The 14476-nt window shown below is 72.2% G+C and carries 15 protein-coding genes; 6 read left to right on the top strand and 9 right to left on the bottom strand.

Annotated features, from left to right (window positions below):
* Nucleotides 1-71: 71 nt before the first annotated feature.
* The 3 genes from OG455_RS03450 to OG455_RS03440 form a co-directional block, all read right to left on the bottom strand.
* Nucleotides 72-413: a hypothetical protein gene (locus OG455_RS03450; RefSeq protein WP_266290024.1), complete on the bottom strand. Its 342-nt coding sequence runs from the start codon at nt 411-413 to the stop codon at nt 72-74.
* A gap of 77 nt (nt 414-490) precedes the next feature.
* Nucleotides 491-1876 carry a DUF4331 domain-containing protein gene (locus tag OG455_RS03445; protein ID WP_266290022.1) on the bottom strand — a complete coding sequence of 462 codons (1386 nt, stop codon included), beginning with the start codon at nt 1874-1876 and terminating at the stop codon, nt 491-493.
* 95 nt (nt 1877-1971) lie between these two features.
* Nucleotides 1972-2229, bottom strand: coding sequence for a hypothetical protein (locus tag OG455_RS03440; protein ID WP_266290020.1), 258 nt, complete (start codon nt 2227-2229; stop codon nt 1972-1974).
* A gap of 517 nt (nt 2230-2746) precedes the next feature.
* Between OG455_RS03440 and tatA the strand changes: the two genes are divergently transcribed.
* The 4 genes from tatA to OG455_RS03420 all read left to right on the top strand — a co-directional run bounded on the left by tatA (nt 2747) and on the right by OG455_RS03420 (nt 6721).
* Nucleotides 2747-3001 carry a Sec-independent protein translocase subunit TatA gene (tatA, locus tag OG455_RS03435; protein ID WP_323185401.1) on the top strand — a complete coding sequence of 85 codons (255 nt, stop codon included), beginning with the start codon at nt 2747-2749 and terminating at the stop codon, nt 2999-3001.
* A gap of 30 nt (nt 3002-3031) precedes the next feature.
* The gene (gene tatC, locus OG455_RS03430; RefSeq protein WP_266290016.1) at nt 3032-3922 is read left to right on the top strand and encodes a twin-arginine translocase subunit TatC; all 891 of its coding nucleotides are present in this window, start codon (nt 3032-3034) and stop codon (nt 3920-3922) included.
* A gap of 103 nt (nt 3923-4025) precedes the next feature.
* Nucleotides 4026-4439: a hypothetical protein gene (locus OG455_RS03425; protein WP_266290014.1), complete on the top strand. Its 414-nt coding sequence runs from the start codon at nt 4026-4028 to the stop codon at nt 4437-4439.
* Nucleotides 4440-4612: 173 nt separating this feature from the next.
* Nucleotides 4613-6721, top strand: a complete 2109-nt coding sequence (locus OG455_RS03420; protein WP_266290012.1) for a protease pro-enzyme activation domain-containing protein — start codon at nt 4613-4615, stop codon at nt 6719-6721.
* A 121-nt stretch (nt 6722-6842) separates the two neighbouring features.
* Here OG455_RS03420 and OG455_RS03415 read toward each other — a convergent pair whose 3' ends face one another.
* The 5 genes from OG455_RS03415 to OG455_RS03395 all read right to left on the bottom strand — a co-directional run bounded on the left by OG455_RS03415 (nt 6843) and on the right by OG455_RS03395 (nt 12853).
* Nucleotides 6843-7853: a TIGR03842 family LLM class F420-dependent oxidoreductase gene (locus OG455_RS03415; protein ID WP_266290010.1), complete on the bottom strand. Its 1011-nt coding sequence runs from the start codon at nt 7851-7853 to the stop codon at nt 6843-6845.
* Between the two features lie 35 nt (nt 7854-7888).
* On the bottom strand, nt 7889-9292 hold the full coding sequence (gene hydA, locus OG455_RS03410; protein WP_266290008.1) for a dihydropyrimidinase: 1404 nt from the start codon (nt 9290-9292) through the stop codon (nt 7889-7891).
* Nucleotides 9289-10656 (bottom strand): aspartate aminotransferase family protein, encoded by a 1368-nt coding sequence (locus tag OG455_RS03405; RefSeq protein ID WP_266290002.1) that lies wholly within the window; start codon nt 10654-10656, stop codon nt 9289-9291. The genes hydA and OG455_RS03405 overlap by 4 nt, the downstream gene beginning before the upstream one ends.
* A gap of 85 nt (nt 10657-10741) precedes the next feature.
* Nucleotides 10742-11590 (bottom strand): nitrilase-related carbon-nitrogen hydrolase, encoded by an 849-nt coding sequence (locus OG455_RS03400; RefSeq protein ID WP_266290000.1) that lies wholly within the window; start codon nt 11588-11590, stop codon nt 10742-10744.
* 375 nt (nt 11591-11965) lie between these two features.
* Nucleotides 11966-12853, bottom strand: coding sequence for a DMT family transporter (locus tag OG455_RS03395; protein WP_266289998.1), 888 nt, complete (start codon nt 12851-12853; stop codon nt 11966-11968).
* 266 nt (nt 12854-13119) lie between these two features.
* Between OG455_RS03395 and OG455_RS03390 the strand changes: the two genes are divergently transcribed.
* A complete protein-coding gene (locus OG455_RS03390; protein ID WP_266289996.1) occupies nt 13120-13425 on the top strand; it encodes an antibiotic biosynthesis monooxygenase in 306 nt (101 codons plus the stop codon).
* Nucleotides 13426-13598: 173 nt separating this feature from the next.
* The gene (locus OG455_RS03385; RefSeq protein ID WP_266289994.1) at nt 13599-14006 is read left to right on the top strand and encodes a pyridoxamine 5'-phosphate oxidase family protein; all 408 of its coding nucleotides are present in this window, start codon (nt 13599-13601) and stop codon (nt 14004-14006) included.
* An 85-nt stretch (nt 14007-14091) separates the two neighbouring features.
* Here the strand turns inward: OG455_RS03385 and OG455_RS03380 are convergent, their stop codons facing one another.
* Nucleotides 14092-14421, bottom strand: a complete 330-nt coding sequence (locus OG455_RS03380) for a hypothetical protein (protein ID WP_266289992.1) — start codon at nt 14419-14421, stop codon at nt 14092-14094.
* Between the last annotated feature and the right edge of the window lie 55 nt (nt 14422-14476).

Here is a 14476-nt window from a genome sequence, read left to right as displayed (position 1 = left end):
CTGGTTCTCCGGCCCCGCCAGTTGATCAGATGGTCATCAGCCGACCGGACCGCCATGCGCCAGGACGCACCTCAGGACCAGCGGTGCTCGGTGACTTCACCGCCCCGGACGGTGACCGTTGCCTCGGGGGTGTCGGCGGTTCGCCAGATGGTGTAGTCCCCTTCCTGGAGCGGGGAGATCACCACGCAGTGGATGCTGCGTCCGACCAGGTGGCGGGGGCGGACGGCGGCATGGGTGCGGGGTTCGGGAGCGTCGATCGGGTCGGCTCCGATCGGGCTGACCTCGATCTCCAGGCCGTCCTCAGCGGCGCTGGTGTGGATGATCAGGGCGCCGAGATCGCCCCCGATCTCCAGGACGACGCTGCCCTCGCGGGAGGGAGCGGGCAGGGGCGGGTGCTCATGGGTGTGTGACATGGATGCCTCCGGAGGCCGGGACCGGAACGGGGGCGGTGCGGGCGATTCCAGATCGCCCGCACCGCGGTGCCGCTGTGTCAGTTCGACGGGTTGTGGTAGCCGTCGTAGGGGACGCCGAGGTAGGGGAAGACGTCCAGGTAGGGGTTCTTGACGTCGGCAGGGGTGAGCCCGTCGGTGATCACGCCGGCCGCGCCGTCCGGGGTGTAGGTCGGGTCCACCAGGTGGTAGGTGAGGCCCGCGATGGCGCGCAGCTCGACGGTGACCACATCGTCGAAGACACGGCGTCCGTTGGGGAACCCGGCCGCGTCACCGGCGACCAGCCCGAGGATGTTCGGGGAGGAGCTCGGCGGAACCGCCACGTTCAGGCGCAGCATGTCGGCCTGGGTGTCGCCGGTGTAGTTCTGGAAGCCGGCGATGATTCCGCTCGGGATGCCGGTGAGCAGGATGGCGAGCAGGTCGGCGCGGGGCTTGCCGGAGGTGTCCAGGCCCGCGAGGTTGGGGAACACACCCGGGTACAGCGCGGGCAGCAGGTTGGCCAGCTCGGGGTGGGCGACGTACTGGGCGAAGTTCTTGTCGTCGGCCGGGGGCTGGGAGTTCCACAGGTCCTTCTTGCCCATGGGCACGAGGACCTCGTTGAAGAGCGGGTTGCCGAGGCGGGAGACCTGGACGAACGGGCCGGACTCGGTGTCGCGCCCGTCGGGGTTGATGATGCGGGCCTTGCGGCGCGAGGCGGTGGTCCAGACACCGATGGTGGCGTGCGGGTCCAGCACATCGGTGGGGCGCCGGTGGTCCTTGGTCAGGTCGGTGATCGGGACCTGCAGCGCGATGCTGTGGACGTTGAGCGCCTTGGTGGTGTTCACGCCGGGGGCGGGCTGGGTGAACGCGGGCATCACGTGCAGCTGCTGGAAGGGGCGCAGGGTGCCGAGGTCGAAGATCGAGCCGAGGTCCACGTAGAAGCCCTCGGCGCGCTGGCCGGCGAAGACCCGGCGGTCGCCGTCCAGCTTGTGCACCGCCATGGCCGCCAGCGAGGCGTAGTCGGGCGTGGAGAGCGGGCCGATGTTGCACGGCGGGCAGGCCAGGCCCTCGGCGAGCAGGCGGGTGCGGCCCCCGGCCTCGACCTTGGTGATGCTGTAGGTCTGGCGCCGGTTCCAGTTCGGGGAGTCCAGCGAGGTGATCGGGCCGGTGTTGTAGAGGAACGAGTCGGGGTTGCGGACCTCGACGTGGAACCGCAACTCGTAGGTGATGTCCGCCCGGCCGTCGTTGTCGTTGTCGATGTGGATCGAGTAGAGGACGTCCTCGCCGAACTCGTAGAAGTTCGGGCCGCCGGCCGGGCCCTGCAGCGGCAGGTAGTTGGCGATCAGGGTGACCGTGTCGCAGTCGTCGGGGCTGACGAACGCGTAGACGTCGGTACTGTCGGCGACCGGGTCCTTGGAGATCTCGGGGGCTTCGCGGTGGGACGACACAGGAACCTCACAGGGGGAAGGGCAGGTTGACGGGTTGGCGGGCCGGCCGCCCCCGGCAGCTGTCTGCCGGGGACAACAGGTGTCCTGAGGGCTGGTCAGCCCAGCGCGCGGACCAGCGCGGCGGCCAGCGCCGGGTCCTGGACGCGGTGGTGCTGCTCACCGCTGAACAGGTCGAGGTGGCCCGATCGCACGTCGCGCACGTGGACGATCATCGGCTGGGCGTGCTCGTCGGCCGGCGCGGGCGCGGCGTCGTCCGCCGGCTCCTGGTCGGCGGGCTTGGCAGCGGCGACGGCGCTGCCGGCCAGCAGGTTGACGGCGAGGCCGGCGGCGCCGACGGCTGCCGCCTTACGCATCAGCCGCCTGCGGGACAGGCCTTCTGACGCACTGTCGGACGCACTGTCGGCCGTATCGGTATCCAGGGACATGGTTCCTCCGAATCGGTGAGAGGGAGCGAGGTGCCGCCGGCTCCGCCTGATCTGCCGCACGCAAAGTTGGCCGATCCCGGTCCGGGACACGCCGGGGCGGGAGGGACGATTGAAGGTGACGGCCATAGCCCCAGGAAGTGGCGGGCGGTCAGAGGGAAGTGAAATGGTGACGGATTATCCACGTCAAGGCGACACGCGCCCACCCGGAGCGGCCAACCGTTCGACCGCCCGCACTGCGCCGCAGCTCAGTGCCATCGCACTGGCCCTTACGGGTGAACCTGTACCCGGGTCGAGATCGGGACCCATCCGCCGGGGACAGGGCGACGAATGACTATGCGACGGGGCAGTCCGGTTCTCTCCGGCCCTGCGATCCCGCCGCGTTCAAAACAAAGCCAGATCGTGCACGGAAAATCGAGGTGGTCTTGAAGTGTTCCAGACTCGCGGATTGGAAATCATCATTATCGGCCTGGTGGTGCTGGTGCTCTTCGGCGCCAAGCGACTCCCGGACTCCGCGCGGGCATTGGGCAAATCGCTGCGGATCCTCAAGGCGGAGGCGAACGCGCTGAAGACGGACGGGGTCGACGCGGCCGCGGCTCCCGCTCCCGCGCCTGGTCAGCGGGTCGAGGCGTCCGCCCTGGAGGGCGAGATCGTCGAGCCGGCCGCTGCCCGCGCCGCCGAGCCGCGCCGCGCCACCGTCTGAGCCCTCCCACCAGCGTCCGGAGCACACACCGTGAAACTGCCTGGCCCGCGGGCCGACAACCCGCACAGCGCCACGATGCCGCTCGGCGCCCATCTGCGGGAGCTGCGCGGTCGATTGACCAAGGTCGCGCTCTCCCTGCTGGCCGGCTCCGCGGCGGGCTGGCTGGTGCACGCCCAGGTCATCGCGGCGCTGACCGGGCCGGCCTGCCGCATCGAGCACGTGCACGGGGTGGGCGCGGCGACACCGGCCTGCCCCAACGGACTGCTCGTGCTGCAGGGCGCGTTGGCCCCGCTCAGCTTCTCCTTCAAGGTCGCCCTGGTCGTCGGGGTCCTGCTCGCCAGTCCCCTCTGGTCGTACCAGCTGTGGGCGTTCGTCGCGCCGGGCCTCTACCGCCGCGAGCGCCGCTACGGCCTGGCCTTCGCCGCCGCGGCCGTGCCGCTGTTCGCCTCCGGCGCCGCTCTGGCCTACATGGTCTTCCCGAAGACCATCGAGCTGCTCGCCTCCTTCACCCCGGTCTCCTTCGGCCTGGTGCTGCCCGGCGACGAGTTCCTTGACTTCTTCCTGCGGATGGTGGTGGTCTTCGGCCTCTCCTTCCAGTTCCCGCTGCTGCTGGTGGTCCTCAACCTCGTCGGCGTGGTCAGCGCCCGTCGGCTGCGCGGCTGGTGGCGGATCATCATCTTCCTGATCTTCGTCTTCGCCGCCGTCGTCGTACCTACCGGGGACCCACTGACGATGCTGGTGCTCGCGGTCCCGATCTGCCTGCTGTTCCTGGTCGCCCTGGGGATCTGCTCGCTGCACGACCGCCGCGGGGCCGTGCGAGCCGCGCGCGAGGCCGCCACCGAGCCGCCCGACGACCAGGCCTCGCCGGCTCCGACTGCTGATCCGGTCGAGCGCTCCGAGTTCGCGGATGCGGACCGCTGATGACGTCCCTGCTCCCGTCCGCCCTGCTCCGGTCCGCCCCGATCCGGTCCGCCCTGCTCCGGTCCGCCCCGATCCTGACTGCCCCGATCCCGAGGAGACCGCCGTGCTCGATCTGAGCTTCGTCAAGATCGCCGTTCTGATGGCCCTCGCCGTCATGATCTTCGGACCGGAGAAGGTCCCGGTGCTGATCGCCGACGCCCTGCGCCTGCTGCGCAATCTCCAGGCCTTCGCCCGCACCGGTACGGACGAGCTGAAGAAGACCCTCGGCCCCGAGTTCGCCGACCTCCGCCCGCAGGACCTGCACCCCAAGGCACTGATGACCAGGGCTGTCACCGGAGCGATTCCGGAACTCGGCGAACTCGGGCAGGAGCTCCGCTCCACCGTGCACCCGGTCCAGCAGGCACTGAGGGAACACCACGACCCGGATATTCCCTCTGCCCCCGGCCCCGGCCCCGGCACGGCCTCCGCCCCGTCGACCGCCACCATGCCCGCGGCTGACCGCGTCGCGGCCCGGTAGCCGAGCGCGCGTCACCGAGGAGGGCAGCAGCCGAGTGACCCGGTGCGACCGAAACCGCGCGTCGACACGTTTCCAGCTGCTGAGCGGCCGTCGCCGCCGGTGCACCGCGGGTGCATCGGCGATCGAGGCGGTCCGTGGGGTCCGCCCACCGCCGGTCGGACCGAAGCCTCTTGATGGAGCGTGAGACCTTGGCCCAGCAGCAGCAGTCCGCCACCCCGACCGCCCGACGCCCCGGAGCCGGCACCATGGCGGGCGCCGCGGCGCTGGCCGCGGCCACGCTGGTCGCGGCGGGTGCGGTCGCGCCGGTCGCCGGCGCCGCGACCCCCACCCGCACCGCCCTGCCGTCCGCCGTCCCGAGCTGGACCGCATCCTCCCAGCCGCCCGCCGACACCGGTGCGGCCCCGGGAAGCTGGACCTTGTCGCTGCGGGTCTACCTGGCGGGGCAGGATCCGATGGGTCTGGCCGAGGCAGCCCGGTCGGTCTCCGATCCGTCCGGCCGCGACTACGCCCACTACCTGACGCCCACCCAGTTCGAGCAGCGCTACGGCACCACCGCGGCCCAGACGGCGAAGGTCAGCAGCTGGCTGAGCGGCCTGGGCATGCACGTCACGGGCAGCAACGCCCACTACCTGACGGTCACCGGCACCGTGGCCGAGGCGCAGCAGGCGTTCGCCACCACGTTGCACAGCTACGCCTGGTCGTGGGGCGTCGGTTACGCCCCGGTGAGCGGGATCTCGGTGCCGGCGGCGCTCGGCCACGACATCACCACGGTCATCGGGCTCGACAACCCGTCCGCCAACGAGCCGACGGACCCGGCCCCGCCCGCGGCTCCCACCGGCACCACCCCGACGGCCACCCCCAGGGGCACGGCCGCCAAGCCCACTGCCCCCACGCCCGCCGCCGCCAGGGCCGCCGCCCCCACGCCCGCCGCCGGGTCGAGCGGCGGAGCCGTTCCGCAGCCGTGCTCGCAGTGGTGGGGCGAGAGCAGCTCCCCGATCCCGGCGGTCAACGGCCGCACCACTGCCATCGACCAGGTCTGCGGCTACACGCCCCAGCAGATGCGGGACGCCTACGGGGTGACGAACAGTCCGTACACGGGCAGGGGCCGCACGGTGGCCGTGGTGCTGGACGGCGCGCTGCCCACCATGGAGGCCGACGCCGACACGTTCTTCGCCGCGCACGGCGTGCCCGGCTTCGCCCCCGGCCAGTACAGCGAGAACTTCGGCCCGAACTTCGCCGCCAGCTGCCGCACATCCGCCCAGGCGACCGAGGAGTCGCTGGACGTGGAGACGATCCACATCGCCGCCCCGGACGCCAAGGTGGTGTACGTCGGCGCGGACTGCACGTCCGACGAGGGCTACGGTGGCGGCTCGCTGGCCTACCTCGACGCCACCACCCGGATCGTCGACCAGCACCTCGCGGACGTGGCGACCGACTCGTACAGCACCGACGAGCGGACCAGCACGCCCACCACGATGGCGGCCTGGGACCAGATGTTCCAGCAGGGCACGCTGGAGGGCATCGGCTTCGACTACGCCTCCGGCGACTTTGGTGACGGGCTGGACGGCGAGCCGGCCGGCACCCCCGGCATGGTGGTCTTCCCGGCAGCCGACCAGTGGGCGACCTCCGTCGGCGGCACCACCCTGGAGATCGGCAGGTCCGGCAAGGTGGCCGGCGAGCTCGCCTGGGGCAGCGACGCGGTCCAGCTCGACCCGCAGGGCACCGGCTACCTCACGCCGCCGCCCGGGACGTTCCAGATGGGTTCGACCGGTGGCCGCAGCTCCCTGATCAGTGAGCCCTGGTACCAGAAGGGCAAGGTCCCCTCGGCCCTTGCGACCGCCGGCGGCACGGCGCCGGCCCACCGCGTGCAGCCGGACCTCTCGGCCGACGCCGACCCGGCCAGCGGCTGGCTGGTCGGCTACACCCCGCTCGGCGGCGCCTACCAGGAGGTCATGGGCGGCGGCACCAGTGGCTCGTCCCCGCTGATCGCGGGACTGGAGGCGGACGCGGCCCAGGCCGCGGGCCACGCGCTGGGCTTCGCCAATCCGCTGCTCTACTCGATGGGTGGTACGCCGGCGATCCACGACGTGCTCCCGGCCCCGGCCGGTCAGGCGCCGTGGGTGCGGACCTACCAGGCCGACTGGGAGCACCCGGGGGCCTTCCTCACCTTCCTGTCACTGGAGGACCAGGACACCTCGCTGAAGGCCGCGCCGGGTTACGACGACGCCACCGGGCTCGGCTCGGCGACCGCGAGCTTCGTGCGCACCTTCGCCCGGCACTGATGGCTCACCCACCGGCGCCGGTGGCCGGCCCCGCCGGCCGCCCGGCCCGGCCCCCGGCAGCGAGATCACGGCAGCGAGATCACGGCAGCGAGATCACGGCAACGGGATCACGGCAACGGGATCACAGCAGCGGGATCACATCGCTCCCGTACGTCTCGATGGTGCTGTCGATCGCGTCGTGCATCGCGTAGACCGCGAACTGGTCGACGCCGAGTGCGCGCAGCTCGGCCAGCCGCGCCAGGTGGGTGGCGGGCGGGCCGATCAGGCAGAACCGGTCGACGATCTCGTCCGGCACGAAGGTGGTGTCCGGATTGCCCGCCCGGCCGTGGTGGCTGTAGTCGTAGCCGTGCCGGTCCTTGATGTAGGCGGTGAGCGCCTCCGGCACCAGGTCGGAGTGCTCGCCGTAGTGGGTCACCAGGTCCGCCACGTGGTTGCCGACCATGCCGCCGAACCAGCGGCACTGCTCGCGGGCGTGGGCGAGCGCGGCGGGGGAGTCGTCCGCCGTCACATAGGCGGGGGCGGCGACGCAGATCCGCACCGAGCCCGGGTCGCGCCCGGCCGCCGCCGCGGCCGAGCGCACCGCCTTGATCATGTACTCGGTCAGGTACGGGTCGGCCAGCTGCAGGATGAAGCCGTCGGCCTGGCGGCCGGTCAGCTCCAAGGCCCTGGGGCCGTAGGCACCCATCCAGATCGGCAGCGCGCCGTCCCGCACCCACGGCAGTCGCAGCTCGGTGCCGTCGACCACCGCCGAGCGACCCTCGGCGAGTTCCTTGATCGCGTGCATCGCCTCGCTGAGCCGGGCCAGCGTGGCCGGGCGCCGCCCGGCCACCCGCATCGCCGAGTCGCCGCGCCCGATCCCGCACACCGTGCGGTTGCCGAACAGGTCGTTGAGCGTGGCGAAGAGCGAGGCGGTCACCTCCCAGGTCCGGGTGGACGGGTTGGTGACCATCGGCCCGACGGTCAACCTGACCGTCTGGCTCAGGATCTGACTGTAGATCACGAAAGGCTCCTGCCACAGCACGCAGGAGTCGAAGGTCCAGCCGTGGGTGAAGCCGGCCAACTCGGCGCGGCGCATCCGCTCGATCAGCAGGCGGGCCGGGGGGTCGGTCTGGAGCACGAGCCCGATGTCCATCCGCACTCTCCGTTCGTCGGGGTCAGGGGGTGGTGTCAGCCGAGGTACTGGCAGGTCCCCCGGCGCAGGAACGACCCGTGCCCGGCCCGGCCGTGCCAGCGGCCGTCCGCCACCACCACGCTGCCGCGCGACAGCACCAGCTCCGCCCGCCCGGTCACCTGCCGGCCCTCGTAGGCCGAGTAGTCGACGTTCATGTGGTGGGTGGCGGCCGAGAGGGTCTGGACCGCGCCGGGGTCGTAGATGACGATGTCGGCGTCGGCACCCGGCGCGATGGTGCCCTTGCGCGGGTAGAGGCCGAACATCCGGGCCGGTGCGGCGCAGGCGATCTCGACCCAGCGGCGCCGCGAGATCCGCCCCTCCAGCACCGCTTGGTGCAGCAGGTCCATCCGGTTCTCCACGCCGGGCAGCCCGTTGGGGATCTTCGAGAAGTCGTCGCGCCCCAGCTCCTTCTGGCCGGCGAAGCAGAACGGGCAGTGGTCGGTGGAGACCACCTGCAGGTCGTCGGTGCGCAGGCCCTTCCACAGCTCGGCCTGGTGCTCGCGCGGGCGCAGCGGGGTGGAGCAGACGTACTTGGCGCCTTCGAAGCCGGGTTCGGCCAGGTTGTCGGTGGAGAGGAAGAGGTACTGCGGGCAGGTCTCACCGAAGACCGGCAGGCCCTGGTCCCGGGCGGTGGCCAGCTCGGCCAGCGCGGAGGCGGCCGAGACGTGCACCACGTAGAGCGGGGAACCGGCCACCTGGGCCAGCTTGATCGCCCGGTGGGTGGCCTCGGCCTCCAGCAGCTCGCGGCGTACCTCGCCGTGGTAGCGCGGGTCGGTGTGCCCGGCGGCCAGCGCCTGCGCGACCAGCACGTCGATGGCGATCCCGTTCTCCGCGTGCATCATGATCAGGCCGCCGTTGCCCGCGCAGCGCTGCATCGCCCGCAGGATCTGGCCGTCGTCGCTGTAGAAGACGCCGGGATAGGCCATGAAGAGCTTGAAGGAGGTCGACTCGCCGCTCTCGGTGAGCAGGTCCAACTCCTTCAGCACCTCGTCGGTGACGTCCGAGACGATGGTGTGGAAGGCGTAGTCGATGGCGCAGTTGCCCTCGGCCTTGGCGTGCCAGCTGTCCAGGCCGGCCCGCAGCGAGCCGCCCCTCGGCTGGACCGCGAAGTCCACGATGGTGGTGGTGCCGCCCCACGCGGCGGCCCGGGTGCCGGTCTCGAAGGTGTCGGAGGCGCTGGTGCCGCCGAACGGCAGCTCCATGTGGGTGTGGGCGTCCACCCCGCCGGGGATCACGTACCGGCCGCTCGCGTCGATCACCCGGTCGGCCTGCCAGCCGGCTGCCACGTCGCTGCCGGTGGTGGCGAGCGCGACGATCCGCTCGCCCTCGATCAGCACGTCGGCCAGGAGCTCCTCGGCGGCGGTGATCACCAGGCCGCCGGTGATCCGGATGCGCGTCACGCCCGCAGCTCCGCCCCGGTCGCCCCGGTCGCCCCGGTCGTGCCGGCAGCCCCGGTGCCCCCGGCCGCCTGCTCGCGCTCGGCGCCGGCCCGGCGCAGCGCCTCGACGAGCAGGTCGGCCCCCTCGCGCGCCTCGACCTCGGTCAGCGACAGCGGCGGAGCGATCCGCAGCACGTCACCGGCCCGGCCGCCCTTGCCGATCAGCAGGCCCAGCGCCCTCGCGTGCTCCAGGGTCGCGGTGGCCGCGGCGGCGTCCGTCAGCGCGACACCCAGCATCAGGCCGCGGCCGCGCACCTCCCGCACGATCGGCAGTTCCAGCCGCGCGGCCTCCAACTGGGCGCGCAGCACGGCGCCGGTGCGCCGGGCATTGGCCTGCAGGTCGTGTTCCAGCAGGTGGCGCAGGTTGGCCAGGGCGGCGGCACAGGTGATCGGACTGCCACCGAAGGTGGAGATCGAGTTGGCGCCCAGGCAGTCCATCACCTCGGCGCGGGCCACCACACCGCCCATCGACATCCCGTTGGCGATGCCCTTGGCGAAGGTGAGGATGTCGGGTGGGCCGGCCTGACCGTGCGCCTGCCAGCCCCAGAAGTGGTCGCCGGTGCGGCCCCAGCCGGTCTGCACCTCGTCGCTGATCCACAGGATCCCGTGCTCATCGAGCACCTCGCGGAAGGCGGCCAGCAGCCCGTCCGGGCCGTGGGTGAAGCCGCCGACGCCCTGGATCGGCTCGGCGATCAGCGCGGCCACCGTGCCCTCGGCCTGGCCGAGCATCTCGCGCAGGTCCGTCACGCAGGCGGCGATGAACTCGGCGTCGGTCAGCCGCGCGTACGGGCCGCTGTCACGCACGCCGCCGTGCACGTAGAGCGTCTGCAGCGGCGAGAGGCTGGTGGGGGACCAGGCGGTGTTGCCCGTGATGCCCACGGTGGTGAACGAGCGGCCGTGGTAGCTGTTGCGCAGCGCCAGGATCTGGTTGGAGCGGCGGTAGCTGGTGGCCAGCAGCAGCGCGGCGTCATTGGCCTCGGTGCCGGAGGTGGTGAAGAAGACCTTGGCGTCCGGGATGCCGGAGAGCTCGGCGATCTGCTCGGCCAACTCCACCATCCCCGAGGAGAGGTAGAGCGTGGAGGTGTGCAGGATCCGGCCGGCCTGCTCGGCCACCGCCTTGGTCACCTCGGGCAGCGCGTGGGCGGTCATCGTGGTGAGGATGCCGCCGAAGAAGTCGAGGTAGCGGTTGCCCTCGGCGTCCCAGACGTGCCGGCCCTCACCGTGGGTCAGCTCGATCGGCTCGCGGTAGTAGGTGGCCAGCCAGGCGGGCAGGACGGCACGGTGCCGGGCCCGCAGCTGGTCGGTCGCGAGGTCGGTGGTGGTCATCGGGTGGATCCTCCTCGGCAAGGGGGTGCGGCGTTCGGTGGTCGCGCGTGGCGCGGGCTCGGGCCTCCGCGCGGCGTGCGCGGGCTCAGGCCTCGCTCAGCGACCCGTAGGCCTCCGGCCGCCGGTCGCGGTAGAACGCCCACTGCTGGCGGACCTCGTCGATCAGTCCCAGGTCCAGATCCCGGACCACCAGTTCCTCCTCCTTGTCGGAGGCCACCTCGCCCACGAACTGGCCGCGCGGGTCCACGAAGTACGAGGTCCCGTAGAAGTCGTTGTCCCCGTACTCCTCCACCCCGACCCGGTTGATCGCGGCCACGAAGTACTCGTTGGCGACGGCCGCGGCCGGTTGCTCCAGCTGCCACAGGTAGCCGGAGAGGCCGCGGCTGGTCGCCGAGGGGTTGTAGACGATCTGCGCCCCGGCCAGTCCGAGCGCCCGCCAGCCCTCGGGGAAGTGCCGGTCGTAGCAGATGTAGACGCCCACCTTGCCCACGGCGGTGTCGAAGACCGGCCAGCCGAGGTTGCCGGGCTTGAAGTAGTACTTCTCCCAGAACCCCTTGACCTGCGGGATGTGGTGCTTGCGGTACTTGCCCAGGTAGCTGCCGTCGGCGTCGATCACGGCGGCGGTGTTGTAGTACACCCCGCTCTGCTCCACCTCGTACACCGGCACGACCATCACCAGGCCCAGCTCGGCGGCCAGTTCGCGCATCCGGCTGACAGTGGGGCCGTCCGGCACCGGCTCGGCCCAGCGGTAGTGCTCGGGCTCCTGCACCTGGCAGAAGTAGGGCGCGTTGAAGACTTCCTGGAACCCGATGATCCGCGCTCCCCGCGCGGCGGCCTCGCGGGCGTACCGCTCGTGGAGTTCGAGCATCGAGGACTGCTCGCCCGTCCACCGGGTCTGGACGAGGGCGGCACGGACGATCCGGGACTGCGACATGGGACCGCTCCTGAATCAGTGAGAGCTGATGGGGAACTGGAGCTGGTGGGGCCTGGAGCTGCTGGGACTTGGAGCTGATGGGGCCTGGACCAGTGGGACCAGGCGTTGACGGGAGCCGGCGCCGGCGGGACGGGTCGGTGAGATACCAACGATCCACCGGCCAACGAGCCGGACGCCTCCGCGTCACCCAGGCGATCGGGTGATCTCAAATGATCACGGGTGCTCACGGGTGCTCACGGGTGTCATCGGGTGCTTTCGGGTGTCCTTGCAGCCTCCCCACCCGGTGTCAGCCCAATCCCGACAACCTGTCAGCTCTCAGGCGGCCTTCGGCCCAGGCCGGTGACACACCGCACCTAGCCGGTGCTGCGCCGGCGCTCACGGGTGCGGCAGCTTCGTCGCGCCGGGCCCGGCCCCGCAGGCGTTCGGCAGCGACGGGTGGCGGCCGATCACCACGACGCCCAGCACCATCGCCAGCAGACCGACGGCCTCCCAGGCCAGCGCGACCGGCGTCACCCGCAGCCGGTCGCCGAGGAACCCGACCGCGCAGACGATTCCCGCCAGTGGTTGCGCCGCGGTGAGCGCCGGCAGCGACATCCGCAGCGGCGCGACCTCGAAGGCGCTCTGCACCAGCAGCAGCCCGGTGGCGCCGAGCCCGATCACCGCGTACGGCTCCCAGTGGTGCAGCACCGCCCGCAGCCCGCCGGCGTCGATGTGGGTCGCGGTGGCACGGGTGAGCGCGTCCTGCAGTCCGTAGAGCAGCCCGGCGGCCAGCGCCAGGATGGTGGCCTCCTCGAAGAGCGGCAGGCGCCGTCCGAAGGAGACCAGCAGCAGTGCCAGCCCGGCCACCACGCCGAAGACCAGCCAGTGCCGCAGCTGGCCCGCCACCGCGCCGCCTCCGTGCGGATCGCCCGCCACGATGAAGGCCGTCACGCCCAGACCCAGCAGTAGCACCCCGCCCCAGCCCGAGCGCCCCAGCCGCTGCCGGGTCAGCACGCTGGCCAGCGCCATCGCGAAGACGAGGTTGGTGGTGAGCAGCGGCTCGACCAGCGAGACCTCGCCCAGGGCCAGTGCCCAGGCACTGAGCACCAGGCCCACCACCATGGCCCCGATCCCGGCCAGCCACTCGGGCATCTTGAGCAGGTCCAGCAGCAGCCGCCAGCGCAGCAGGTCGGCCCGCGGCGCCCGCTGGGCGGCGTGCTGCTGCAGCACGAAACCCAGGCCCAGGCAACAGGCCGAGCCGATCGCCAGGAGGAAGACCGCCACGCAGGATCACCCGGCCGTCGTGTGGTCCGGACGCGCCGACCCGGCGCCCTCGTGGGGCGGCGGGGTCCGGCGCTCGATTGGCGGCCAGCCTACCTCCGCCCGGCCGGTGCGGCCCCGAGTGTGTGGCCGGCGCGTGTCGGGGTGGTGTCGGGGTGGTGTCGGGGTGCGCCTGTCGGGTGGCAGCGGGTGGCAGCGCCTGGTCGCAGTCGATAATGGAGTCCTGAGACTTCCGCCGGGACGTACGGACCGCGGGGGAGGAGGCAGCGATGATCATCCGGATCTGGGAGGCGCAGGTCGCGCCCAGGATGATGAGCGATTTCTGCGCGGTGATCCAGTCGGAGATGCTGCCGGAGCTGAACGGCCTCGACGGCTACCTCGGTGGTGAGCTGCTGCGTTCGCTGCCGGACAGCGCGCACCGTGTCCTGGTGGTGACCAGGTGGCGCGACGAGCCGGCGCTGCGTGCCTACGCGGGGCCGATGTGGGCGATGCGCCCGGTCTGGTCGGAGAACGAGCTGACCTATCTGGAGCACCCGCCGGAGGTGCGTCACTACACGGTGGTCAGCACGAACTGAGGTCGCCCGCCGGAGTTCAGCGCGTGCAGGGCGCCCCGTAGGGTGGGGCGATGACCAGCCCCGATGCCGGCCGCGACGCCGCCCCCGCCCCTGCCGACGCCGCGACGGTGACTGTGCCCGCGCCTGTGCCCGCGCCTGTGCCCGTGCCTGTGCCCGTGCCCGTGCCTGTGCCCGTGCTCAGTGACGAGTTCCTCGCCTTCTGGACCGAGCGGCACCTGTGCACCCTCACCACGCTGCGGCCCGACGGCACACCGCACGTCGTTCCGGTCGGAGCCACCTACGACCCGGCCACCGGCACCGCCCGGGTGATCACCAGCGCCGGCAGCCGCAAGGCCCGCAATGTCGCGGCGGCGGGCGAGCGGGGTGCCCGGGTCGCGCTCTGCCAGGTGGACGGTGCTCGCTGGGCGACGCTGGAGGGGATCGCGGTGCTGCGTCGCGAGCCCGAGGCGGTGGCGGACGCCGAGGACAGGTACGCCCGGCGCTACCGCGCCCCGCGCCCGAACCCGGAGCGGGCGGTCATCGAGATCACGGTCACCCGCACGCTCGGCCGCGGCACCAGCCCGCGTCCGGCCGCCGGGTGACTGCGTTCCTGACCGCGTTCCTGACCGCGTTCCTGAGCGCGCTCCTGGCTGCGCCCTCGACGCCGTGGGCGCGTCGGGCCGCGGTTCAGCCGACCGGCCTTGCGGCCGCCTCCCGCAGTGCGCACAGCGCCTCGGCCTCGACGCCCAGCACCCGGGCCCGGACCAGCACCGGATGCTCCCGCACCGCGGCACCGGCCCGCACGTACGCCTCCCAGCGGCGGTCGAACTCGGTCTCCTCGCCCGCCGCCCGGGTACACCGCTGCACGGCCTGCGACGGTTCGGGAAAGGCGGCCCGCCTGCGGTCGCGCACGGCGAGCGCGAAGTCGCCCACCGCCCGATCGGCGGCGAGCAGCGCCTGCTGGAGGGCGATCAGATCGACTGGCAGGGCGAGGGCCCGGGTCGGCGCGGTGAACACGGAGCCCACGTTAGGCACTGCCCCTGACAATCGCTCGATCCGCGCTGGAGCGACC

The sequence above is a fragment of the Kitasatospora sp. NBC_01287 genome, from assembly GCF_026340565.1.
Classification (GTDB): Bacteria; Actinomycetota; Actinomycetes; order Streptomycetales; family Streptomycetaceae; genus Kitasatospora.
Note: the sequence above shows the minus strand (reverse complement) of the source record. Positions and strands in the feature narration are given on the sequence as shown.